The following is a 22,168-nucleotide window of genomic DNA, read 5'->3' on the forward strand; positions in this document are numbered from 1 at the left end:
CTATAAATAAGACTCTGTCGCCACGATAATTAACTCTGTTATTCCGTCATGAGCATTTAAAATCTGATGTTCTTCAGAAGCTTGAAAATAGATGGTTTCTCCTTGTTTGGCTTCATATATTCTGCCTCCAAGCTTCACCTTCACACACCCGCGCAAAATGTAGCCAAACGTTTCTGAAAGGGAAGGCTCAAATCTCTTAAATGCACCTTTTTCATGAAGAATAAGACGAATTGGCTCCATTTCTTTTTCATTTGATTCATGCACAAGCCACTGAATATGGTAACCTTTTTCATCTTCGCAATAACTCGTGTAGTCTTCCTCTCTGTATACAACCTTTTGAACATGCGTATCAATTTCGAAGAATTCTTTCGGTTCGCATCCTAGCACTTCCAAAATACTAAAAAATGTTTCTAAAGACGGCGAACTTAAATCGCGCTCTAGCTGCGAAATATAGCCTTTGCTTAAATCAGTACGTTCTCCTAGCTCTTCTTGTGTTAAACCTTTTTTTAATCGTAAATTTTTAATTTTCTTTCCTATTTCCATACTCTCGATCCTCAACTGTATTTAAAATTAGCAAACAGCATGAATGATTGTTCATGCTGTTCCAAACTCAAGTTTTGTTTTACTTAACTTAAAGTTTACTTTTAACCTTAAAATATTATACATGAATTATTTTTTAGTACAACCTTAAACACTTAAAAAATAAAAACTCCTTTTATTTAAAAGGAGTTTTTATTTTTATTTATACAACTTATGCGTTTCGTACTGTTTCCCAGATAATGTATCAAACTCAACTTCATGGTAATCTTGAAGGTCTTTTGCAGCTTTTTTAGATAGCGCTGCCGGATCATCCACTAGCTTTCCTTTTGAATCTATATACATATTTGAACGAAAAGCCGGCACTTCTGTTTTCATTTGATTCAACTGATCGTAGAACAGATTACTTTTGTAACCAAGAGATTGAGCAAGCGTCGGAGCAATATAAATAGGACTCATCGTACCGAGATTTTTATCTATTTTCGTATCGTAATTAGATAAAAATAAGAGCGGCGTCTCATAAAATTTTTGAGATGTTTGCTGCGTTTTCTCGTTTCCAAAACCCGTTTCTTTGTAAGCTTGAAGGTTTTGTCCAAGTGCTGGCAAATGATCTCCCCAAAATACTACAATGGTTGGCTCGTCCAGCTTTTGAATTTCATCGTTCAATCGTTTTAAAGCAGCATCTGAACGTTTAATTCCTTCAGCATAAATTTCAATTTCCTTTTGCATTTCCGGTGATAACCCTTTACCGGTTACTTTAATGGTTTCCTGACCGTTATACTTATCCGCTGAATAAGGAAGATGATTTGCAATCGTTACAGCATGCACAAATGCAGGCTTTTTCGACTGACGAAGCATATCGAGTACTTCATCAACTACCGCTTCATCGGAAACAAATTCTTTGTTATCTTTTTGCGTATGCTTCATTTGATCAATAAACTTCACTTGATCAAATCCCAAATTTGGATACACATTTTGCCTCATATAAAGCATACCGCTGTTTGGATGCATAGCTGTTGTAGCATAGCCTTGTTTTTCTAAATAAGAAACAAAAGACGGATATTCTTTTTTACTCAATACATGCTGATAAGGAAGGCCTCCAGGGTTAAAGAAAGACAAAGAGTAGCTCGTCAGCGCTTCAAATTCCACATTAGCTGTCTCCCCGCCAAATGAAGGACTTAAAGACCACCCAGAAGGATATTTCTTTTGAAGTTCTCTTGTATTTTTCATTGGATCTTCAGAGAACGTCACGCTAAGCTTTGTTGGGTCCCAAAACGTTTCGTTCATCACAAACACGACGTTTGGTTTGACTTCAGCATTGCTTTCTTGTGTTTTCTCTTCCTTTGACTGAATCCGCTTTGCCACTTTGGCCATTACTTCTTGTGAGTAGTCATCCGGCTCTTGCAGCACATCTGTTTTAACATTTGAAATCATGCCAATAACAGGTCCATTATAGTAATAATTATTTTGCTGATTCCAAGGCATCAGCGCAGCATATTGATCATAATATTTTTGAGCAAACGAGTGTTCAAAGAATAAAAATGATTTCATTAAAAAGATGAGCGGCAGAATCATAATAATTCGAAGAAACCATCGAATTTTAATTTTCGGCAAGAAAAACCAAAGAGCGATCAGTACGACAATGGATCCAATAACTCCTATTACAATAGGAATTGAAATCGAATCTTTAATCATCGGAATAACTTCTTTTAACTGACTCGCCTGAATAAAATCGTTCGGGAACAATGGTTCATTTCGAAAGATTTTTTTATAATAGTTTACAAGAGCTAAAATAAAATACAGAACAAAGGTAATCCCAGCCCCTAAATAAGCTTCTCCTACTAGCATAATGATCGCTAGTGTTAACAGCGAAAGTAAAAATACCGTAAAAAGATAGCGTTCGGGATATGCTTGCATCCACTCTATTGTTTTGCCTGGATTATGTATATCAATATGATATATAACAAAAACCATAGCAGAAACCGCTGCTACCGCAATTGAAAACACAATTGCCGTAAAAATGGCATACCACTGCGAACCTTGTATTCTCTCTATCTGATTAAATCGAAGTAGCAAATAGAAAGTGAGCGCCCATAAGACAAGTGAGCATCCCCCTATTAATACTACGAACCCAGCTGTATGGATTTGGGCCCAGTCAAACAACATTTTTGTGTCATTTGATACATTAAACATAACAACACTGTATAAAAAAACGCTAAGCAGGCCATACGCTGCCAGCATTGGCAAAGAACGATACAAATGTTTAAACATAACCTTAAGCCTCCTATTTACAATATCTTAACACTTTTAATATGATTTTAACATTCCTATCTCTCTCACTTTCACGCCTAATTTTCCCATGATTATACCACTAACATTTCCCGAGAAATTTCACACGAAAAAAGCCCGCTTTTCTTATGAAAAGACGGGCCTCTTAGCCGTTTTATACATATGTAAAAATTGTTGTTATGAACGCTCTTTCACTGCTTCTGCTTTTAGCAGATCACGAATTTCTGTTAAAATCTCTTCTTCTTTTGACAGAACAGCCATTTCCTCCTCTACTTTCTCTTCTTCTTTTCTCTTAAAACGATTAAAGAAACGAACAAATAAGAAAATCGAGAATGCGACAATTAAGAAATCAACAATTGTTTGAATAAAAGATCCATATAATACCGTAGCTTTTCCAACCGTGAAGGATAAATCTTTAAAGTCTATCCCTGCTAACAACAAACCAATCAGCGGCATAATAATATCATTTACAAGAGACGTTACAATTTTTCCAAATGCCGCTCCAATAATAACACCGACAGCTAAATCCAATACATTTCCACGCAAAGCAAACTCTTTAAATTCTTTAAGCATCTGTTTCTTCCACCTCCTGCCCTTCATTTCAAACTTTCATGATAATACATCCTAAATTAAACATACAAGGTGCATTTTCACTTTTCTCTTTTTTATGAGATATATACCAGACCTTTAGTTGTATTTCTGCCCAGATTTTTACTTTATATTCGCTTATAAATAAAATGCACTTTCAGTTTTCATTCAGGAAAGGTTCATATTCAGTCCATTTTCCTTTTATACACTAATAGCATGTAATTCATCAAATATGTAAACGAACAATAGAGGAGATGGCTAGAACGTGAGAAAAATTATACTGCGAGCAGCTGCTTTATGCCTCGCAGCTATTATCAGCATTTCTTATACAGCAAGTGCGGCGAATGCAAGTGAAAACGCAACAAGTGGAGATTTAATTATTATTAATAAAAAAACAAATCAGCTTGCTTATTTTCATAATGGAAAGTTAGAAAAGACGTATTCAGTAGCTACGGGAAAAACATGGAGCGATACGCCGGTAGGCTTTTTCAAGATTGTTAACAAAATTAAAAATCGCCCTTACTATACAGGGCATATTGCAGGAGGCGCTCCTAATAATCCTCTTGGCTCTCGCTGGCTAGGGCTTAATGCAAACGGCACAACCGGCGACACATACGCTATTCACGGCAATAACTCAGAAGATAGCATCGGCAAATATGTAAGCCACGGCTGCGTACGAATGCATAATGCGGATATCGAAGAATTATTTGATAAAGTGGCAGTAGGAACATCTGTAACTATTACCTATTCATCAAAAACCTTCGAAGAGCTGGCAAAGGTATACGGCTACGGGCAGCCATGAAAGAATAAAAGCTTATCCAAGAAATCTGGATAAGCTTTTATTCTTCTCTATTCCCATACATGAGCTCCGTACTGTGTGAATATAGCTCAATAATATTCCCAAACGGATCTTCGCAATAAATTAAGTAATAAGGTTTTTCAGGTCTTGTATTCCATACTTGGCTGCGCTTTTTACCGCCTGATTGTTCAATTTTATCCGCTAATTTTTCCACGTCATCGGCTATTAAACACATGTGAAAATAACTTTGATACTGCTCATCGCTGTCTTTTAATACAAGCGGCATTTGCGGCTTATTAAATTCAAACAGTTCAATGCCTACCTGGTTGTCAGCTGTCATGTGAGCATTTTTCATTTTTTTGATATGAGACCCCAGTAAATCTTGAGTCATATTTTCAGCTTGTTCTTCCTCCGCATTAAACGTATAAGGACCAGCAATCAGCTTAAAACCTAAAACTTTTTCATACCACTGCACGGCTTCTTCTATATCAGGCACAGCTAACCCAACGTGTGTAATAGCTACCATTTTATCATCCTCCTATACACAAACATTCCCTTTCTGCTAAAAGAAAAACAGCCCATTTAAAATGGACTGTTTACACGCACTAAATTCATTCACGACTTTAAAGCATTATATTGAGCAATGATTTCTTTTGTTAAATCATCACTTGCCTCTAACCCACTAACCTCTTTTAACACGTACTCAATACCATACTCATGAATATTCGCTTGAAGCTTCATAGCCTCTTTATCTTCTTGCGGGTCAAATAAAAGCGCAGCGGCGATAGCCTTTGCCAAGTAGGTGTAAGAAAGGCCCACTTTTTTTGCTTCTAGCGCTGGACGAATCAAGCGATCCTGAGGTCCAAGCTTGCGAATTGGCGCTCTTCCTACCCTTTTAACTGAATCATTTAAATGAGGATTTTTAAAGCGTTCAATGATTTTAGTAATATAGGCTTCGTGTTCCTCTCTATCTAAGTCATATCTTTTAATTAGATAGTTTCCTGTTTCTTGTAGCGTTTGCTGTACTTGTTCGTAAATATCTGAATCTCTTAACGTTTGATCAATCGTTTCTTTTCCTTTTAAATAACCAAAATATGCAATTACCGCGTGTCCCGTATTCACTGTAAATAACTTTCTTTCAATAAAAGGAGCAAGGTCAGGCACAATCGTCATTCCTTCTACAAAAGGAATATCTTCAGGTGCCTCTACTACCCATTCATAATAGGATTCTACTAAAACATCAAGCGAACCTTGGTTATGCTGAATAGGCACGATACGATCTACAGCTGAATTAAAGAAAAAGACCTTATTTATCATATGAGCTTTTGTCTCTTCATCCAGCGCGTCAAAAATATAGCCTTTTAATAAATCTGTCGCAGAGATTTGATTTTCACATGCAATCACATATACATTTTCGTCGCTTGTTTTTACACGTTCAGCCAAACCTTTAGCAATTAAAGGAGCAATTCGCGGCAGAACGTTCGGTCCGATGGCCGTCGTAATGTACGTTGCTTCTTTAATCGCTTTAATGACGGCTTGTTCTTGTGTCAGATTATTTAAACCAGATACGTTTTGAACAGCTAATGTCTCCGCGTGCTCTGCAGCTGTCACTACGTTATACCCTTTATCTGCGTTTAACTGATTAATAACCTTTTCAGCAATATCTACGAATGTGACGTGATAGTTGCTTTGAGAAAACAATGCCCCAATGAATCCTCGACCAATATTGCCTGCTCCAAAATGAACTGCTTGCTTCACAAAAATCATTCCTTTATCAAATTATTTCGAAGGTATTCATGAAACGTATCCTCTAGCTTTTTGCGAATTATCTCTTCGTTCGAAGACGAAAAAATCATCATTGCTTCATGGTCTTCAATTAAACTGGTACTAATTAAACTTAAGATTTCTTGCTGTGCTTCACTTAACTCTTCAGGTGCGAGCATTAATAGAAGGTTACGCGCCTGCATGTTTGTTCCGTCCATACCTTTAACTGTGCAAGGCTGTTCTAAATGTGAAACTTGAAAAATCAGCTCTTTCACGTGATGTTCACGGCAATGGAACAGTGCCATACTCGTTTGCGGAATGCCTAAACCGCCTTTGTTTTCTCGTTCCTTAAGCTGATGAATAACGCAGCTGGCATTGGTTATTAAACGTTCTTTTTCAGCGGCGCGTACTACGTGCGAAATCACTTGATCGTGACTCACTGCATCCGAAAATCGATACATTCTAAGGTTTTGAAGAATTGATTCGATACTTCCATGCACATCTTTAATTTGTTTCATCGTTTCCTCAAAAGACGGCTTTTCTGTAGAAACGGTCTTATTTTTATATTGGAACGAACGATAGTCCTTATCCTTGGTTAACTTTTGAATGTTTTTCTGTAAAAAATTCTGGACGGATTGAATATCCTCTTCGGTTAAGAGTGGATTGACTAAAATGTAATCGACATTTAAAAAAGGCAGTCTTACTGTTGAAATCACTACGTCATACCCTTCAAGCGCGGCTTCTTTGATTTCTTTTACCGATTTAATGACAACTGAATTAATCTCCGGAATCTCTTTACGAATACGGCTAGCTAACATTTTCGAGGTGCCAATTCCAGTTGGACATACAATCAGTGCCTGAATTTCCATGACTTCTTCTTTTAGCACTAGCGTTGAACCAAAATGCAAAACAAGATATGCCACTTCATCATCTGGAAAAACTAAATCCGGCAGCTCTTGATCGATACTGTTTCTCACAGCCATAAATAAAACAGGATACTTTTTCTTAATCTCTTCTGTTAATGGATTAAAAAGCTCCATTTTTTGCTTAAGGCGAAAAATTGCCGGTTCCATATGAGCAAGTAACCCTTGATAAAGGGAAAAATCACCGGTTAAGTCGGTGTTAAGCTGAACAGAAACATGAGCAATCATATTCTTAATAATCTGCCCAACCACTACGCTGTCGTAATATACGTCTCTAGTAGTTTGGAATTTTGCTGCACGTAGCCGCACTGCTAAGAAATGAATATCTTTTTCTGTAAAAGAAAGAGAAAATACCCTTTCAATTTCGCGGCAAATATCCTTCATTAAGAACATTTCACTTACCAGCTCTTCCGTTTGGCCGCCGTCGTCTTCTAGATACATTTGCTTTTTCGTTCGCTGTATCATAATGCAAATATGAACAATGAGCCCTATATAATCGCTGTCAGCCAGCTTAGAATGATGCTGATTAATCGCTTGATGTACAATTCGGTCTACTTCTGCCAAATAATCCGGATAAAAATAATGCAAAATTGTTTCATCCGTATGCTGCTGATCTTCTGCTAAAAACAAGCACTCAATTAACTCTTCATTAAAGTGAACAAGAAAATAATTAGCTAATGCTTTCCGTTTATTGGCTTCAGTAGCTTGAACCTCTACTCCCACCCCTCTTTTTCGATGAAGGAGAACGTCAAATGTGGTTAACCACTCTGTTAATTCATCTAAATAAGCAGTTAGTGTAGTGATACTTACTTCTAAGTCTTTAGCCAGCGTTTGTAATTTAAATGAATCTCCTTCTTCTAGAAGAAGAATTAAAAGAATTAATTTTCTTTCCTGTGGAGACTGATCCGTCGTTTTAATCTTCATCAGCTCTTGGATAAGACGAAAAATTTGTTCATTTTTACCTTCAATCATTAGGCCTTCATCTTGTGTACGAATCAGCTCCAAATCAAATTTTTTAAGTATTGATTCAATTGCCTTCAAATCTCGGTGAACGGTTCTTACACTTACATTCAAAAAAGTAGCAAGTGTAAGTGCTGTATGCTTTCCTGCCGTTTTAATAATTAACTCAATGATTGATTTTTCTCTTGAAGTAATAAACAAGAACATCAACTCTTTTCTTATTTATAAACAAAGGATAAAAAGGCATCTCCATGCCTTTCTATCCCGTTAGTTACTTTGAATAATAGCCATTAATTCTTTAGCTGATTTGGCATGAACCATCTTTTCAATATTGTCCATATCAGAACATGTAATCGCGATACCAGATAAAATTTCTAAATGGGTGCCGTCTTTTCCGGCAATTCCAAAAATCAAACGAACTTTCTCACCATCAAAATCAACGCCTTCTGGCACTTGAATCACTGTAAAACCGGATCTTAAAACGTTCTTTTTCGCTTCTTCTGTACCGTGCGGAATCGCTACGTCATTTCCCATATAAGTAGAAGTCATATTGTCGCGATCAATCATCGCTTCAACGTAGTTTTCTTCTACATATCCGCCTTTTACTAACACGCTTCCTGCAAATCGAATTGCTTCTTCCTTAGAAGAAAAGTGCTGATTCAAGAAAACGTTTTCTTCTTTTAATAAACCATCATTACTATCTGTATTATTTTCTGCAGATACTCTCTTTTCTTCTTCCGCTTTAGAAGTAGTATGATCATTTTTTAGTTGATCAATTAGTTTGTCATATTCCGGACTAGATAGAAAATTATCAACCGAGATATGATACGCATCTGGAACTTTGTTTTGAGCTCTTGGCGTTAGCTCTTCCTGTGTAATAACGATTTGAGCATCACTTGGAATATTACTGATCGCTGTATTCGTTACCGAAATATTTAAATCTGCTTGTTTAACTTTCTTGCGAAGAAGAGAGGCGCCCATCGCACTCGATCCCATACCTGCGTCACAGGCAAAAACAATTTTCTGAACGCTTGCTGGTACTTCGCCTTGCTGTTTTGTAAAGCTTCCTGCTACAGAACTCTTCTTGCCCTTCATCTCTTGCATTTTGCGAGCTGCTTCATCTAAATCTTCGGACTGCTTACCTGTTTTTAAAATGAGTGATCCTACAATAAACGATACGACGGCTGCAACGAGAACACCTGAGATATTTGCAACATAGCTGCCTGCATTACCTGGTGTAGCAGCCAAAATAGCTAAGATACTTCCTGGTGAAGCAACCGCTTGTAAGCCTCCGCCTAAAAGAACAAATGTAAATACGCCGCTCATTCCTCCTAAAATAGCCGCAATGATTAGAAGCGGACGCATTAAAACGTAAGGGAAGTAAATTTCGTGAATTCCGCCAATAAAATGAATGATGGCCGCTCCCGGCGCTGACTGTTTTGCTGTTCCTTTTCCAAAGAAGCAATACGCTAACAGAATTCCTAACCCCGGACCAGGGTTTGTTTCTAATAACAATAGAATGGACTGTCCATTTGTTCGAATTTGTTCTGCTCCGATCGGAGATAAGATACCGTGATTAATAGCATTGTTTAAGAATAAAATTTTAGCTGGTTCAATTAGAATACTTGTAAGTGGAAGAAGGCCATGTGCAACCATCCAATCTACACCCACTACAAGCGCACCTGTAAATCCGTCCACTGCTGGACTAACTCCTAAAAAGGCTAGAATTGCTAGAATTCCTCCAAGAATACCTGCTGAGAAATTATTAATTAACATCTCGAATCCTGTTTTGACTTTACCTTCAATAAACTGATCAAACTTCTTGATGATATAACCGCCAAGCGGTCCCATAATCATAGCGCCTAGAAACATCGGAATATCAGATCCAACGATGACGCCCATGGTCGCGATAGCACCTACAACGCCTCCGCGCTGATCGTGTACAAGCTTTCCTCCTGTATAGCCAATTAGCAGCGGAAGCAAATACTTGACCATTGGATCCACTAGTTTGGCAAGGCTTTCATTTGGAAAAAAGCCTGTTGGAATAAATAAAGCAGTAATAAGTCCCCATGCAATAAATGCTCCGATATTTGGCATAACCATTGAACTTAGAAAGTTCCCAAACTTTTGTACAGCTACTTTTATATTAGATTGAGCCATTTGCTCTCTTCCTTTCTCTACGTGATGATACTTTAATCGTAAGAGATTAAACGCTTTCATTCAATGAATAGGAAAACTAACTTTGTCGTACCACAGACAGACAAAGCTTTTAATTACATAAAAAAGCAGCTGAACTGTAAAAGTTCAGCTGCTTTCTAACTTAATATTTATCTAATTCACTTACAGGAGATTGAATAATAACCGGATTTTTCTCTGGATTTAACCATTTTAAAATAGAGACAACTTGTTCTTTAGAAGTAGCCGTACATCCTGCGGTATAATTTGTTCCTACATGGAAGAAGATTGCACTTCCATTTCCTGGCGTTCTAGATTCATTATAATTAATGACAAACCCATAATCGTAAGCCGGGATGTCCATGTTCTCAGCGCTCGTCCAGCGGCCATTAGCCGGCTTTTGCTGCCACGTATTATATAGAGAACTTTTTGAATCGTCTACCCACACATCATTTGCTGTAATCTTTCGATATGGAAGCTTAGTTCCAGGATTTTCATAGCGTCCGAATGCTGTGCCAATTGTATATTTCCCTGTCGGAGATTCCATATCTCCTTCTTTTTTCGATAAAGCAAATCCTTTTTGCCCAAGTACACCGTTCGCAGTTAAAACTTGCTTCCATTTCCCATCAACTTTTTCAAACGTTTGAATTTTAGCAGACTTCGTATCGTAGTTATCTGCTGTAACCAAGATGACTTGCTGAGCGTTACCTAGCGTTTTAAAAGAATCGACTACGAGCTTTGGAGACGCTGTAGCTGAAGCCTGTACATAGTCACTGCTTACATAGCCTGTGCGGCCGTTGTAATTAATTTTGTACCAGCTTCCGCTTTTGCTCACTACAGACAGCTTCTGGCCTTTTGTCACACTTCCTATAGACGCATAGCTAGTGCCCGCTCCGCTTCTTACGTTCAGCGTGCTTGCCGTTACTGTGTACGTTGTGCTTTCTGCTGGCGGCGTTGTTGTTCCTGATGCTTGTACATAATCGCTGCTTACGTAGCCCGTGCGACCGTTATAGTTAATTTTGTACCAGCTTCCGCTTTTGCTCACCACAGACAGCTTCTGGCCTTTTGTCACACTTCCTATAGACGCATAGCTAGTGCCTGCTCCGCTTCTTACATTCAGCGTGCTTGCCGTTACTGTGTACGTTGTGCTTTCTGCTGGCGGCGTTGTTGTTCCTGATGCTTGTACATAATCACTGCTTACGTAGCCCGTGCGACCGTTATAGTTAATTTTGTACCAGCTTCCGCTTTTACTCACCACAGATAGCATTTGATCTTTCACTACGCTGCCGATAATCCCGTAATTCGTTCCCGCTCCGCTTCTCACATTTAGCTTGCTTGCCGTTACTTTATATGTAACTGTCGCTGCATATGCCTTTCCTTGATTTCCCCCAATTGAGCCAAAGCCAGGCGTTACAGCCGTTGCAAGTGTAGCCGTTAACGCCATCCCCACCATTAATTTTTTCAACTGCTTTCCCTCCATTTATCTCTTATAAAATTCTACTATTTTCTATTCTTAATTCATTATCTTACCATATTCCAAACGAAGAGAAAGGGTCAATAGATGCTTTTCACACGGCCTATAAAAAAAAGACAGACCTCTTTGATAGGTCTGCCTCTTTCACTATTATCCTAAATCAACGTTGTGATATACTTGCTGCACGTCTTCTAAGTCCTCTAATGCATCAATCATTTTTTCAAACTGAGCTTGTGCATCTTCAGGAAGAGTGACATCATTTTGAGCAAGCATCGTTTGCTCAGCTACTGTAAATTCCGTAATACCAGCATCGTTGAACGCTTTTTGTACCGCATGGAATTGATCCGGATCAGCATAAACAATTACAGAATCTTCTTCTTCTAAAATGTCACGCACGTCTACATCTGCTTCCATTAACAGTTCTAGCGTCTCTTCTTCATCCTTACCTTCTACACCAATAACAGCTGTTGGATCAAACATGTACGCTACTGATCCGCTTACTCCCATATTACCGCCGTTTTTACCAAAAGCAGCACGCACGTCTGAAGCTGTTCTGTTTACGTTATTCGTAAGAGCATCTACGATAACCATTGAGCCATTTGGTCCAAAACCTTCGTAACGAAGATTATCGTAATTTTCTTCTGATCCGCCTTTTGCTTTTTCAATCGCACGATCAATAATTGCTTTTGGCACATTGTATGTTTTCGCGCGTTCTAATACAACTTTTAACGCTTGGTTTGATTCTGGATCTGGCTCGCCTTGTTTCGCAGCCACATAAATTTCACGGCCAAACTTGGCATATATACGACTTGTATTAGCATCTTTTGACGCTTTCTTTTCTTTAATATTGTTCCACTTACGGCCCATATTGTTTCACTCTCTTTCAAAATTGAATCTAATAAAATAAATAGGCAATGATATATCCGTTTTTATTATACATCAATTCCCTCTTATCTTTCGAGTTTAATACTTAAAAAAGAAAAGCAATCTTTTGGTATATTTCGTTAACTAAATAAATGAGAAAACCATTTGAGAACAGGCTGAATGATTTTGATATACACTTTTTTAAGGGGGTTATATATACATGTCATCCAAAACCAGCGTAAAGGGTAATAGATTATATGAATTCCGATCCACTTAAATCCCTTCCAGAAACAGAAAAAGATACGCTGACAGAATGAAAGCACAGGAAGAACAATTTCATTGTAAAAAGGCAGCACAAGGTATTTCCAAAAAAGATAACAAGGGTAACAAACTAAATACAATATAGGATATACGGCATACCTCCATATAAATCTAGTTATAGGCAAAAAACATCGTTTCCAAACAAAGAGAATACAAGGATATATTATCTCATTCCATAGCCAAGAAATAGGGTAGACGAACAGAAAACGTATGATGTATATCCAAATGAAATAAAAGATAGGTTGAATGATTCTTTTTCCTATCCACATGAGGGGCTGAGCGATGAAATATATCCATATTTTACAAAAGACTTGAAATACAAAATAAAAGGGAAAATACAAGACAAAAAAGATGCCTCTCAACACGTACTTTATACTTTGAGCCAATCCACTAATGCTTTCCACATCCTTTTTAATAGCTGAGGTTCGTTCCTTTACCTATTTCATTATATAAAATAAATGGAGCAAGCAAATATATTTTTTAGCTCAATGAGACTTATGATAAAACAAGTGTTTGTTCTCTTTCTCGGATATACAAAAACACCCTTCTATAGTAGAAGGGTGTCTAGAACCTTATTATTCTACAGTAACTGATTTTGCTAAGTTACGTGGTTTATCTACATCACAATCGCGGTGCAGTGCAGCGTAGTAAGAGATTAATTGTAAAGGAATAACCGCTGCTAATGGTGAAAGTGTTTCATGAACTTTCGGAATCACGTAGCGATCTTCTTCTGTTTCTAATCCTTTCATTGAAATGATACAAGGATTAGCTCCACGTGCTACTACTTCTTTTACGTTACCACGGATGCTTAAGTTTACATGCTCTTGTGTTGCTAATGCAATAATTGGCGTATTGTTTTCAATTAAAGCGATTGTTCCGTGCTTAAGCTCTCCTCCAGCAAATCCTTCTGCTTGGATGTAAGAGATTTCTTTTAGTTTTAACGCACCTTCTAAACCTACATAATAATCGACAGAACGTCCAATAAAGAATGCGTTGCGAGTTGTTGCTAAGAATTGAAGAGCAATGCTTTCCATTTCTTCTTTGTCGTCGCAAAGTACTTCCATTGTGTTTGCTACGATTGCTAACTCTTGAACTAAATCAAATTCTAATTCAATGCCGCGTGTTTTTGCTGTTACAGCCGCTAGAATTGATAGCACTGCTAATTGAGCTGTGTAAGCTTTTGTTGATGCTACAGCAATTTCCGGACCTGCATGAAGTAATAACGTATAATCAGATTCACGAGATAATGTTGATCCCGGAACGTTTGTGATTGTTAACGCTTTGTAACCTAGTTCTTTAATTTGAACTAATACTGCACGGCTGTCAGCTGTTTCTCCACTTTGAGAGATAAAGATAAACAATGGCTTTTCAGATAAAAGCGGCATGTTATAAGAGAATTCACTTGCTACGTGCACTTCTACTGGAACCTTCGCCCACGTTTCAATGAATTGTTTACCTACTAGGCCTGCATGATAGCTTGTTCCACATGCTACGATATAGATGCGGTCTGCTTCATCCATTGCTCCTAAAATGTCTGCATCAATGTGCAGTTCATTGTTCTCATTTTGATACTCTTGAATGATTTTACGAACAACTAAAGGCTGCTCATCAATTTCTTTTAACATATAGTGAGGGTACGTACCTTTTTCAATATCACTTGCATCAAGCTCTGCTGTATAAGGTGCTCTTTCTACCACTTCACCATCAAGCGTTTTAATTGTTACGCCTTCTTTTGTAACAATTACTGTTTCTTTATCCATTAATTCTACGTATTGATCTGTTACTTGAAGCATTGCCATAGCATCGCTCGCTACAACGTTAAATCCTTCGCCAACACCTACAAGAAGCGGGCTTTTGTTTTTAGCTACGTAGATTGTATTTTTATCTTTGTTATCAACAAGAGCTAGTGCATAAGAACCGTGAAGCAAGCTCACTGTCTTACGGAACGCTTCTTCTACATCTAAGCCTTCTGCTGCGATTTTTTCAATTAACTGAACGATTACTTCTGTATCCGTTTCGCTTTTGAACGTTACATCTTGTAAATATTCACGTTTCAAAATAGCATAGTTTTCAATTACACCGTTATGCACAAGTGTGAAGCGTCCAGATGTACTTTGATGCGGGTGAGCATTTTCTTGGCTTGGTACACCATGAGTTGCCCAACGCGTATGACCGATACCTGCTGGTGCTACAACACTGTTATCTACTGCCTGACGCAATTCTGCAATACGGCCTTTTTCTTTGAATACGTGTACGCCTTCATTGTTAACAACTGCAATACCCGCTGAGTCATAGCCACGATATTCTAACTTTTCAAGACCACGTAATAAAATTTCTTTCGAATCTTCTGTTCCAATATATCCTACAATTCCGCACATAGATAAAATCCTCCTTCATGTATGAAAAGAGAGTCTCTTTTCATCATCAATGATTATCATCTCAATGCTTTTGTCCAATAAGTCACCTCATTGTTTTTCACATCAAGTTTTCGGCCGTGATAATCAACAACCGGGAGGCATCCGCCGATACTTCGATAAACCTCCTCCTCGTCAACTAAGTCGTTTCCGTCCCTTTACTTAGTTCAGGCGCTTTGTATTCACTTTTAAAATAGATTGTTCACTCCTTTACATAAATTAAGAGACGAACAGATTTAATATTACAATAAGAAGTGAGAAAACGTCAATTATCTTCTTTATTATCTGCAAAAACAGCCTTTGGCATCAGATAATTTCCAAGAATTTTTCTCAACAATATAAAAATATGCATAAACGGCTTGAAACGTCACCGCTTATGCATATAATTAATGAATTACTCTAAGCCCATTTCTTCTTTTACTACTTCTACGATACGCGTTACATAAGTTTCACATTCTTCTTGTGTTTGTGCTTCAACCATCACACGCACTAACGGCTCTGTTCCTGAAGGGCGTACAAGTACTCGGCCATTACCGTTCATTTCTTTTTCCACTTCTTCAATAACCACTTTTACCTTCTCGTTATCTGTAACATGATGCTTATCTGTTACTTTTACATTTACAAGAAGCTGAGGATATTTCTTCATTTCAGCTGCTAATTCTGATAAAGGCTTTTTCGTTGCTTGCATAATGTTTACAAGCTGAATAGCTGAAAGCATACCGTCACCTGTTGTGTTGTAATCTAAGAAAATAATATGACCTGACTGTTCTCCACCTAGGTTATATTGATTAGCTTTCATTTCTTCCACTACATAACGGTCGCCCACACCAGTTTGTGCACTTTCAATCCCGCTAGCTTCTAGTGCTTTATAGAAGCCTAAGTTACTCATAACGGTAGAAACAAGCGTGTTTTTCTTTAAACGTCCTTGTTCATACAAGTATTTTGCACAAATGAACATGATTTGATCACCGTCTACAATCTCGCCTTTTTCATCGATTGCGATTAAACGATCTCCGTCTCCATCAAATGCTAACCCAACATCTGCTCCTTTTTCTTTTAAGAAGGCACTTAATGCTTCCGGATGTGTAGATCCTACACCGTCATTGATGTTTAATCCGTTTGGAGATGCCCCCATTGTAGAAATATCTGCATCTAGATCTGCAAATAAATGTGCTGCTAAAGATGACGTTGCCCCGTGCGCACAGTCTAATGCCACATGAATACCTGAGAAGTCTTCATCAACCGTTTGTTTTAAGTATTGAAGATATTTTTGTCCACCTTCGAAGTAGTCATTTACCTGACCTAAGTCTCCCCCAACAGGTCTTGGTAATTGATCTGTGTCACTATCCATTAACGCTTCAATTTCATTCTCTTGGGCATCTGAAAGTTTAAATCCATCTGGACCAAAGAATTTAATTCCGTTATCTTGAACTGGGTTATGCGAAGCAGAGATCATGACTCCTGCTTGTGCGCCAAGTGCTTTTGTTAAATACGCTACCCCTGGAGTTGAAATAACGCCTAGTCGCATAACTTCTGCTCCAATTGAAAGCAATCCTGCAACAAGCGCTCCTTCTAACATATGACCAGAAACGCGTGTATCGCGTCCGATTAATACTTTTGGTCGCTCTGAATCTTTTGTTAGAACGTAACCACCTAAGCGTCCAATTTTAAAAGCAAGCTCAGGAGTTAATTCACTATTGGCAACTCCTCGTACTCCGTCTGTTCCAAAATACTTACCCATTAATTTTCTCTCCTTCATGTCAAAACATTTAGTTTCCTGGTGTATTATCTGTCTGTCCATCTACGGGTGTAGAATTTTCATCACTTTGATTACTACTGTCGTCACCAGTTTCTGTACTATCTGTTGGTGTATCTGTATTGTCTTCAGGTGTATCAGTCTCTTCGCTTGGTTTATCAGCTGAATCACCTGAATTTCCCGTCCCAGGATTTGTTCCTGATCCAGTTCCCGTGTCTGGCTTTGTTTCTTTATCGCTCGTACTTCCACTTGTTTCTTTATCATCTGTTTGCTCATCATTTGTCCCTGATTGTTTTTTCGCTGTTACACGAACTTTTGCCTGTTTAGTCGATAGAGTTGATGTAACGGAGTCGGGACTATTTATTATAATAGGAACCGTGTGCTCCCCGGCAGATAAATTCCCTACATTCGCTGACAAGCTAATGCCGCTTTTCGTCAACTTATCTAAATCAGATTTTGGTCCTTTTACATCCGCATCTACTGAAGTAGGAGAAAGCAGTTCATACGTGTACTTTGAGGATTGACCAGTTAAAGAAACCGGTAAATTCTTAAATGACTTAGTCTCAGCTGCACTTGCGTCCGTTTCTTCTGCGTCTTTCTCATCATCTTGTTTGTCTACTTCCACATGAACGGTAATTTGTTTAGGACTTACACTATCTATTCCGTCTGGAACAGGGACGTTCACCTTAATATCTTTAGATTTCGTAATACCGGTAACATCGACTGGAATATTATCAATTTTATCGATTTTTTCTAAAGAATCAGATGGACCGATAATTTTCACTGTATCTGTTTTAGGCTCTAGCTTCGTAATGTTGACACCGTCGCCTGGCGTGCCTTCTTGAATCACATCGATCGGCACTTTTTTACTAATATTTCTCACTGGGATTGTTACATTGACCGTTTCTGGTTGAACTGTTACATTCAATTTATTTAAATTCTTGTCTAGTGCGACAACAGTTGCTTGTTTCGTCACTGTTTTTGAAGCATTATCTAAATCAATAATAGCTTTCACATAAGCAACTTGATCTAATTGACTTGATGCGCCCGTTACCGTGACGGCTCTTGGACTAACGGTTGCTTCCCCTGCTTCATATCCATTCTTGACCTTGTTTTTATCATAGCTTGCCTCTACTGAAAACTGTTTTGAATCGCGTTCTTCAATTGTTACGTTTACAATATCAGGCTTAACCACTACGTTTAAATTATCAGAGATATTTCGATACTGAACCTTGACTCTATGCTGCCCTAAGCTTAAATTATCAAGGTCAATATAAGCTTGATAATCTTTTTGTAACTTTGTTTGAGCCAAAATATTTTTAGGACCTTCCAGTGTCATAATAACCGTATCCGGAACACCTCTTACAATTCTGTTCTTCTCATTATAGGATACTTGAACTGGAACATCTGTTAATGTTTCTACTCCAGTGTTGGCAGAACTGCTTCGGTTCAGAATCTTATTTGATGAACTGGCACCATCATCTAAATTAACAGATAAATATAACATGAAGGCTAACAGCAACGCGATAATTTTCATAACCCACGATCGATTCATCAATTTATCCATTCTTCTTCAACCTCCATTGCCAACGAGTGGAAGAAGTTGCTTTAGAAGTTGTGACTAATTCTTTTTCTAGCATTTCTCTTAATGTATCAATTGTCAATTCACGATACAATTCACCATTTTTGGTAACGGAAATGCCTCCAGTTTCTTCAGATACAATAACAGTCACACTATCTGTTACTTCACTTATTCCTACAGCAGCACGATGGCGAGTACCTAATTCTTTTGAAATAAAAGGACTTTCAGATAAAGGTAAGTAACATGCTGCAGCGGCTACTTGATCCCGCTGTAAAATAACCGCTCCATCATGAAGTGGTGTATTTGGTATAAATAAGTTGATTAATAATTCAGAAGAAATATTCGAGTTGAGCGGTATACCTGTTTCAATATAATCACCCATACCCGTCTCTCTTTCGATTGAGATCAATGCACCTATGCGTCTTTTAGCCATATAATGCGTTGCTTTTATAATCGCCTCAATCGTAACGGTACGCTCATCTTCTTCAGGCAAATTACTGCGTGAAAACAAACGTCCTCTCCCAAGCTGTTCAAGCGCTCGGCGCAGCTCTGGCTGGAAGATAATAATGATAGCTAAAAACCCATACGTTAACGCTTGGTCCATTAACCATTGCAGCGTATTTAGTCCAAGGAAGTTACTTATAAAGCGAACAACTAAAATCACCGTGATTCCTTTTAAAAGCTGTACTGCTTTTGTACCTCTTATGACCATAATTAATTTATATATGACGAACCATACCAGGAGAACATCAACAATTTTTCCTAAATATGAGAGGATTGGCAGGTCTCCAATAGGCATCTTCTCACTTCCTCTATATATGTAATAAAGATAACATAACCGTTTTATTATACCATAAAACAAAATTACACTGTAAATTACATCTTATTTTTAAATCCTTGTTCCTATATAATGTAGCCTTCTTTTTATATAAATAAAACCGTCCACTGTTCCTCTCTAACAAGATAAGCGGACGATTTTATGTTTCAACTATTAAAAGTCAACAGCTTGTTTGGCGTGAGTTTTGACGTTATACCATACCCAGTCAAAAATCTTGTCTAACTCTTCAATATTGCCTGTCACTTCTCCTGCAGAAGCTAGATACTTATCACCATGTATAACAGTAACGTTTCCATCTACTTTTCCTTCAATTTTAATATCGCCATTTCTCACAGTAATATCACCTTTGACGGTCTCACCTTTTGGTACAACGACTGTTTTATCGTGAATGACCAAGTTCGACTGCTTTGAAACAGAAAAGTCTTCATCCGTTTCCCAAGCTGAAAACACGGTGCCGGACATTAACAGCACAAATACAGCAGCTGCACTAAGAATCGGGTGGTTTGTAAACCATCTATTCATTCGAATTCGATTCTTCTCACGTGGTAACCCAGCCATGACACCTGCTGTAAAGTTCATAGGTAATTCTATATGAGAAGTGCTTTGCACAAATGCAATGGTTCTTTTTAACTGATGCATATGCTGCTGACAATCTTTGCATTGATGCAAATGCTCTTTTAATAACAGTTCATTTTCTTTTGTAATATCTCCATCTAAATGCTCATGAATGAGATTTACATACATTTTTGGACATTTCATTCTTAGTTCACTCCTTACAAGTGGCGAAGTCGATTTCTTAAAGCTTCACGTCCTCTATGAATTCTAGTCTTTACCGTACCAAGAGGCAGGTCTAAAATATCGCTGATTTCTTTTAACGACAGCTCATCTATATATTTTAGGACAATGACAGTTCGATATTTCTCAGGTAGCTTTAATATTTCCGACTGAATGAATTCTTGCAATTCTACTTGCTCTAGTTCTTCTTCTGGTAAGGCCTGATCGGCAGCTATTTGAGAGTACATATTTAACCCGTCGGTCCCGGCTACTTCTGCATCTAAATAATAGTCTGGCTTTTTTTTACGAATTCGATCAATACAAAGATTTGTAGCAATTCGATATAACCAGGTGGAAAACTTTTTACTCGTGTCATAGCTATGAATATTTACATAGGCTCGAATAAACGCTTCTTGGGCAGCGTCTTGCGCTTCTTCCCGGTTTCCTAACATTCGATAACATAGATGAAAAAGTTTATCCTTGTGATATTCTACTATGTCAGCAAACGCATCCTGGTCACCTTTTTTTACTTTTTTTATTTTTCTTTTTAATAATAAATCCATGTAACGGTTACCTCCGCCCATTGCGGGATAGTATATATACGTGTACTTTATCATAAAGTTTCACTTATGCTTAATTATTTTAACAAAAATTTGTCAAATACGTTTAAAAAGATCGTACGTAGGTTATGTAATTAGTATAGATGAAAAGAAGAGGAGTGGAAAGCTTGACTCATACAAAAGAGAACCTTTTGAATCAAATTGAAGAATGTAGAAATAACATGGTCACTCTTGCAGCAGAAAACCCTTTATCATCACTAACAGTAGTGAGAGTAAGTTCAGAGCTAGATGGTTTATTAAATGAATATGAAAAGTTTTTCTCTATATAAAGAAGCTCTCGAATCCGAACTAAGAGCTTCTTTTTTTTATCTTCATATATATTTCATGTACCTTTTGGTAGGTACTAATGTTTTATACTAATTTCTCTCCTAAAAGTGAGCCCATTAATGCAACAGCTACGGTAGCTGTTTTATTCCGTTCATCTAAAATAGGATTTACTTCCACAAACTCAGCAGAAGTGATTAGCTGAGATTCTGCTAACATCTCCATAGCTAAATGACTTTCTCTGTAGCTTATTCCACCGATAACTGGCGTTCCTACTCCAGGTGCATCATGTGGATCCAATCCATCTAAATCGAGTGATAGATGAACGCCATCTGTTTTATCACGCAAATATAAAATTGTTTCTTCCATTACTTTTGTCATACCCATTCGATCTATCTCATGCATCGTATACACTTTAATCCCTTTTTCCTTTATTAACTCTTTTTCTCCTTCATCTAAAGAACGTGCTCCGATAATCACAATATTTTCCGGCTTGACTTTAGGTGTATAACCACCAATTCGAGTCAATGCGTCGTCTCCTATACCTATACTTGCCGCCAATGGCATACCGTGAATATTTCCTGAAGGAGACGTATCTGCTGTATTCAAATCTCCGTGTGCATCATACCAAATCACGCCCAAGTTTTTATAATGACGACTTACTCCTGCTAGTGTTCCGATAGCGATGCTGTGATCTCCCCCCAGTACTAAAGGAAACCTTTTATTTGTAATAACATCACTTACGGTCTGAGCAAGCCTCTCGCTAGCATCTGCTACAGCTTTTAAATTCTTTAAGTTTGTATTTTCATCACTATGTACTCGTTCAGCTAAGGCAATTTCAATATTCCCTTTATCTTCTACACTATATCCAATATTCTCGATGCGTTCAATAACACCTGCATATCGTATCGCACTTGGCCCCATATCGACCCCTCGGCGAGTTTGACCTAAATCCATTGGTACTCCAATAATTGAAAGCTTATTCATAATATGTCCCCCCATCACAAATGTTGCTACTCTCCTATTGTAACGGCTAAATGAGCGATGGCTCAACTCGACACTTTTTTGAATATATATACAATTCTAATTTGTAGAAACTACATAAAAAAACCTTTAAGCAATTTGCTTAAAGGTTGTATGTTTATATGTATGGTGGAGCCTAGCGGGATCGAACCGCTGACCTCCTGCGTGCAAGGCAGGCGCTCTCCCAGCTGAGCTAAGGCCCC

General features: G+C 37.9%; 18 protein-coding genes and 1 tRNA gene. 2 read left to right on the forward strand and 17 right to left on the reverse strand.

Features of this window, described 5'->3' with window-relative positions; all coding sequences use genetic code 11:
- From AC4NPH_RS29615 to mscL, 3 genes are all read right to left on the reverse strand, one after another.
- Positions 1-543, reverse strand: coding sequence for a helix-turn-helix domain-containing protein (locus tag AC4NPH_RS29615; protein ID WP_013054985.1), 543 nt, complete (start codon positions 541-543; stop codon positions 1-3).
- A gap of 195 nt (positions 544-738) precedes the next feature.
- Positions 739-2,808, reverse strand: a complete 2,070-nt coding sequence (locus AC4NPH_RS29620; protein WP_308334673.1) for an LTA synthase family protein — start codon at positions 2,806-2,808, stop codon at positions 739-741.
- Between the two features lie 195 nt (positions 2,809-3,003).
- On the reverse strand, positions 3,004-3,399 hold the full coding sequence (gene mscL, locus AC4NPH_RS29625; RefSeq protein WP_013054983.1) for a large conductance mechanosensitive channel protein MscL: 396 nt from the start codon (positions 3,397-3,399) through the stop codon (positions 3,004-3,006).
- Positions 3,400-3,679: 280 nt separating this feature from the next.
- On the opposite strand from mscL, the gene AC4NPH_RS29630 reads away from it, so the two are divergent.
- The gene (locus tag AC4NPH_RS29630; protein WP_029325467.1) at positions 3,680-4,216 is read left to right on the forward strand and encodes a L,D-transpeptidase; all 537 of its coding nucleotides are present in this window, start codon (positions 3,680-3,682) and stop codon (positions 4,214-4,216) included.
- A 37-nt stretch (positions 4,217-4,253) separates the two neighbouring features.
- On the opposite strand, the gene AC4NPH_RS29635 is transcribed toward AC4NPH_RS29630, so the two are convergent.
- The 12 genes from AC4NPH_RS29635 to sigW all read right to left on the reverse strand — a co-directional run bounded on the left by AC4NPH_RS29635 (position 4,254) and on the right by sigW (position 20,621).
- The gene (locus tag AC4NPH_RS29635; RefSeq protein ID WP_308334674.1) at positions 4,254-4,739 is read right to left on the reverse strand and encodes a VOC family protein; all 486 of its coding nucleotides are present in this window, start codon (positions 4,737-4,739) and stop codon (positions 4,254-4,256) included.
- 89 nt (positions 4,740-4,828) lie between these two features.
- The gene (locus tag AC4NPH_RS29640; RefSeq protein ID WP_013054980.1) at positions 4,829-5,971 is read right to left on the reverse strand and encodes a mannitol-1-phosphate 5-dehydrogenase; all 1,143 of its coding nucleotides are present in this window, start codon (positions 5,969-5,971) and stop codon (positions 4,829-4,831) included.
- A gap of 5 nt (positions 5,972-5,976) precedes the next feature.
- The gene (locus AC4NPH_RS29645) at positions 5,977-8,067 is read right to left on the reverse strand and encodes a BglG family transcription antiterminator (protein WP_013054979.1); all 2,091 of its coding nucleotides are present in this window, start codon (positions 8,065-8,067) and stop codon (positions 5,977-5,979) included.
- Positions 8,068-8,127: 60 nt separating this feature from the next.
- Positions 8,128-10,020, reverse strand: coding sequence for a PTS mannitol transporter subunit IICBA (locus tag AC4NPH_RS29650; RefSeq protein WP_013054978.1), 1,893 nt, complete (start codon positions 10,018-10,020; stop codon positions 8,128-8,130).
- Positions 10,021-10,180: 160 nt separating this feature from the next.
- Positions 10,181-11,515 (reverse strand): SH3 domain-containing protein, encoded by a 1,335-nt coding sequence (locus AC4NPH_RS29655; RefSeq protein WP_013054977.1) that lies wholly within the window; start codon positions 11,513-11,515, stop codon positions 10,181-10,183.
- A 144-nt stretch (positions 11,516-11,659) separates the two neighbouring features.
- Positions 11,660-12,376 (reverse strand): YebC/PmpR family DNA-binding transcriptional regulator, encoded by a 717-nt coding sequence (locus tag AC4NPH_RS29660; protein ID WP_013054976.1) that lies wholly within the window; start codon positions 12,374-12,376, stop codon positions 11,660-11,662.
- Positions 12,377-13,269: 893 nt separating this feature from the next.
- Positions 13,270-15,072, reverse strand: coding sequence for a glutamine--fructose-6-phosphate transaminase (isomerizing) (gene glmS / locus AC4NPH_RS29665; RefSeq protein WP_013054974.1), 1,803 nt, complete (start codon positions 15,070-15,072; stop codon positions 13,270-13,272).
- A 430-nt stretch (positions 15,073-15,502) separates the two neighbouring features.
- Entirely contained in the window at positions 15,503-16,849 is a 1,347-nt protein-coding gene (gene glmM / locus AC4NPH_RS29670) for a phosphoglucosamine mutase (protein WP_013054973.1), read from the reverse strand.
- A 28-nt stretch (positions 16,850-16,877) separates the two neighbouring features.
- The gene (locus AC4NPH_RS29675; RefSeq protein WP_308334677.1) at positions 16,878-18,431 is read right to left on the reverse strand and encodes a CdaR family protein; all 1,554 of its coding nucleotides are present in this window, start codon (positions 18,429-18,431) and stop codon (positions 16,878-16,880) included.
- The gene (gene cdaA, locus AC4NPH_RS29680) at positions 18,424-19,245 is read right to left on the reverse strand and encodes a diadenylate cyclase CdaA (RefSeq protein WP_013054971.1); all 822 of its coding nucleotides are present in this window, start codon (positions 19,243-19,245) and stop codon (positions 18,424-18,426) included. Before cdaA ends, AC4NPH_RS29675 begins: the two co-directional genes overlap by 8 nt.
- 192 nt (positions 19,246-19,437) lie before the next feature.
- Entirely contained in the window at positions 19,438-20,043 is a 606-nt protein-coding gene (locus tag AC4NPH_RS29685) for an anti-sigma factor family protein (protein ID WP_013054970.1), read from the reverse strand.
- 14 nt (positions 20,044-20,057) lie between these two features.
- Positions 20,058-20,621: an RNA polymerase sigma factor SigW gene (gene sigW, locus AC4NPH_RS29690; RefSeq protein WP_013054969.1), complete on the reverse strand. Its 564-nt coding sequence runs from the start codon at positions 20,619-20,621 to the stop codon at positions 20,058-20,060.
- A gap of 155 nt (positions 20,622-20,776) precedes the next feature.
- Between sigW and AC4NPH_RS29695 the strand changes: the two genes are divergently transcribed.
- Positions 20,777-20,947 carry an aspartyl-phosphate phosphatase Spo0E family protein gene (locus AC4NPH_RS29695; RefSeq protein ID WP_223260213.1) on the forward strand — a complete coding sequence of 57 codons (171 nt, stop codon included), beginning with the start codon at positions 20,777-20,779 and terminating at the stop codon, positions 20,945-20,947.
- 82 nt (positions 20,948-21,029) lie between these two features.
- Here AC4NPH_RS29695 and rocF read toward each other — a convergent pair whose 3' ends face one another.
- Together rocF and AC4NPH_RS29705 are read right to left on the reverse strand one after the other, a co-directional pair.
- Positions 21,030-21,929, reverse strand: coding sequence for an arginase (gene rocF / locus AC4NPH_RS29700; protein WP_013054967.1), 900 nt, complete (start codon positions 21,927-21,929; stop codon positions 21,030-21,032).
- 163 nt (positions 21,930-22,092) lie between these two features.
- Positions 22,093-22,168, reverse strand: a tRNA-Ala gene (locus AC4NPH_RS29705).

The organism is Priestia sp. MDV22-iso46 (assembly GCF_058629175.1).

What these genes read in the sequence shown, in the direction of transcription:
- mscL (WP_013054983.1), bottom strand. Translation starts at nt 3,399, where the DNA reads ATGCTTAAAGAATTTAAAGAGTTTGCTTTGCGTGGAAATGTATTGGAT.
- AC4NPH_RS29660 (WP_013054976.1), bottom strand. Translation starts at nt 12,376, where the DNA reads ATGGGCCGTAAGTGGAACAATATTAAAGAAAAGAAAGCGTCAAAAGAT.
- glmM (WP_013054973.1), bottom strand. Translation starts at nt 16,849, where the DNA reads ATGGGTAAGTATTTTGGAACAGACGGAGTACGAGGAGTTGCCAATAGT.
- AC4NPH_RS29675 (WP_308334677.1), bottom strand. Translation starts at nt 18,431, where the DNA reads ATGGATAAATTGATGAATCGATCGTGGGTTATGAAAATTATCGCGTTG.
- AC4NPH_RS29620 (WP_308334673.1), bottom strand. Translation starts at nt 2,808, where the DNA reads ATGTTTAAACATTTGTATCGTTCTTTGCCAATGCTGGCAGCGTATGGC.
- AC4NPH_RS29650 (WP_013054978.1), bottom strand. Translation starts at nt 10,020, where the DNA reads ATGGCTCAATCTAATATAAAAGTAGCTGTACAAAAGTTTGGGAACTTT.
- AC4NPH_RS29685 (WP_013054970.1), bottom strand. Translation starts at nt 20,043, where the DNA reads ATGAAATGTCCAAAAATGTATGTAAATCTCATTCATGAGCATTTAGAT.
- AC4NPH_RS29615 (WP_013054985.1), bottom strand. Translation starts at nt 543, where the DNA reads ATGGAAATAGGAAAGAAAATTAAAAATTTACGATTAAAAAAAGGTTTA.
- AC4NPH_RS29655 (WP_013054977.1), bottom strand. Translation starts at nt 11,515, where the DNA reads ATGGAGGGAAAGCAGTTGAAAAAATTAATGGTGGGGATGGCGTTAACG.
- AC4NPH_RS29645 (WP_013054979.1), bottom strand. Translation starts at nt 8,067, where the DNA reads ATGTTCTTGTTTATTACTTCAAGAGAAAAATCAATCATTGAGTTAATT.
- AC4NPH_RS29635 (WP_308334674.1), bottom strand. Translation starts at nt 4,739, where the DNA reads ATGGTAGCTATTACACACGTTGGGTTAGCTGTGCCTGATATAGAAGAA.
- glmS (WP_013054974.1), bottom strand. Translation starts at nt 15,072, where the DNA reads ATGTGCGGAATTGTAGGATATATTGGAACAGAAGATTCGAAAGAAATT.
- cdaA (WP_013054971.1), bottom strand. Translation starts at nt 19,245, where the DNA reads ATGCCTATTGGAGACCTGCCAATCCTCTCATATTTAGGAAAAATTGTT.
- rocF (WP_013054967.1), bottom strand. Translation starts at nt 21,929, where the DNA reads ATGAATAAGCTTTCAATTATTGGAGTACCAATGGATTTAGGTCAAACT.
- sigW (WP_013054969.1), bottom strand. Translation starts at nt 20,621, where the DNA reads ATGGATTTATTATTAAAAAGAAAAATAAAAAAAGTAAAAAAAGGTGAC.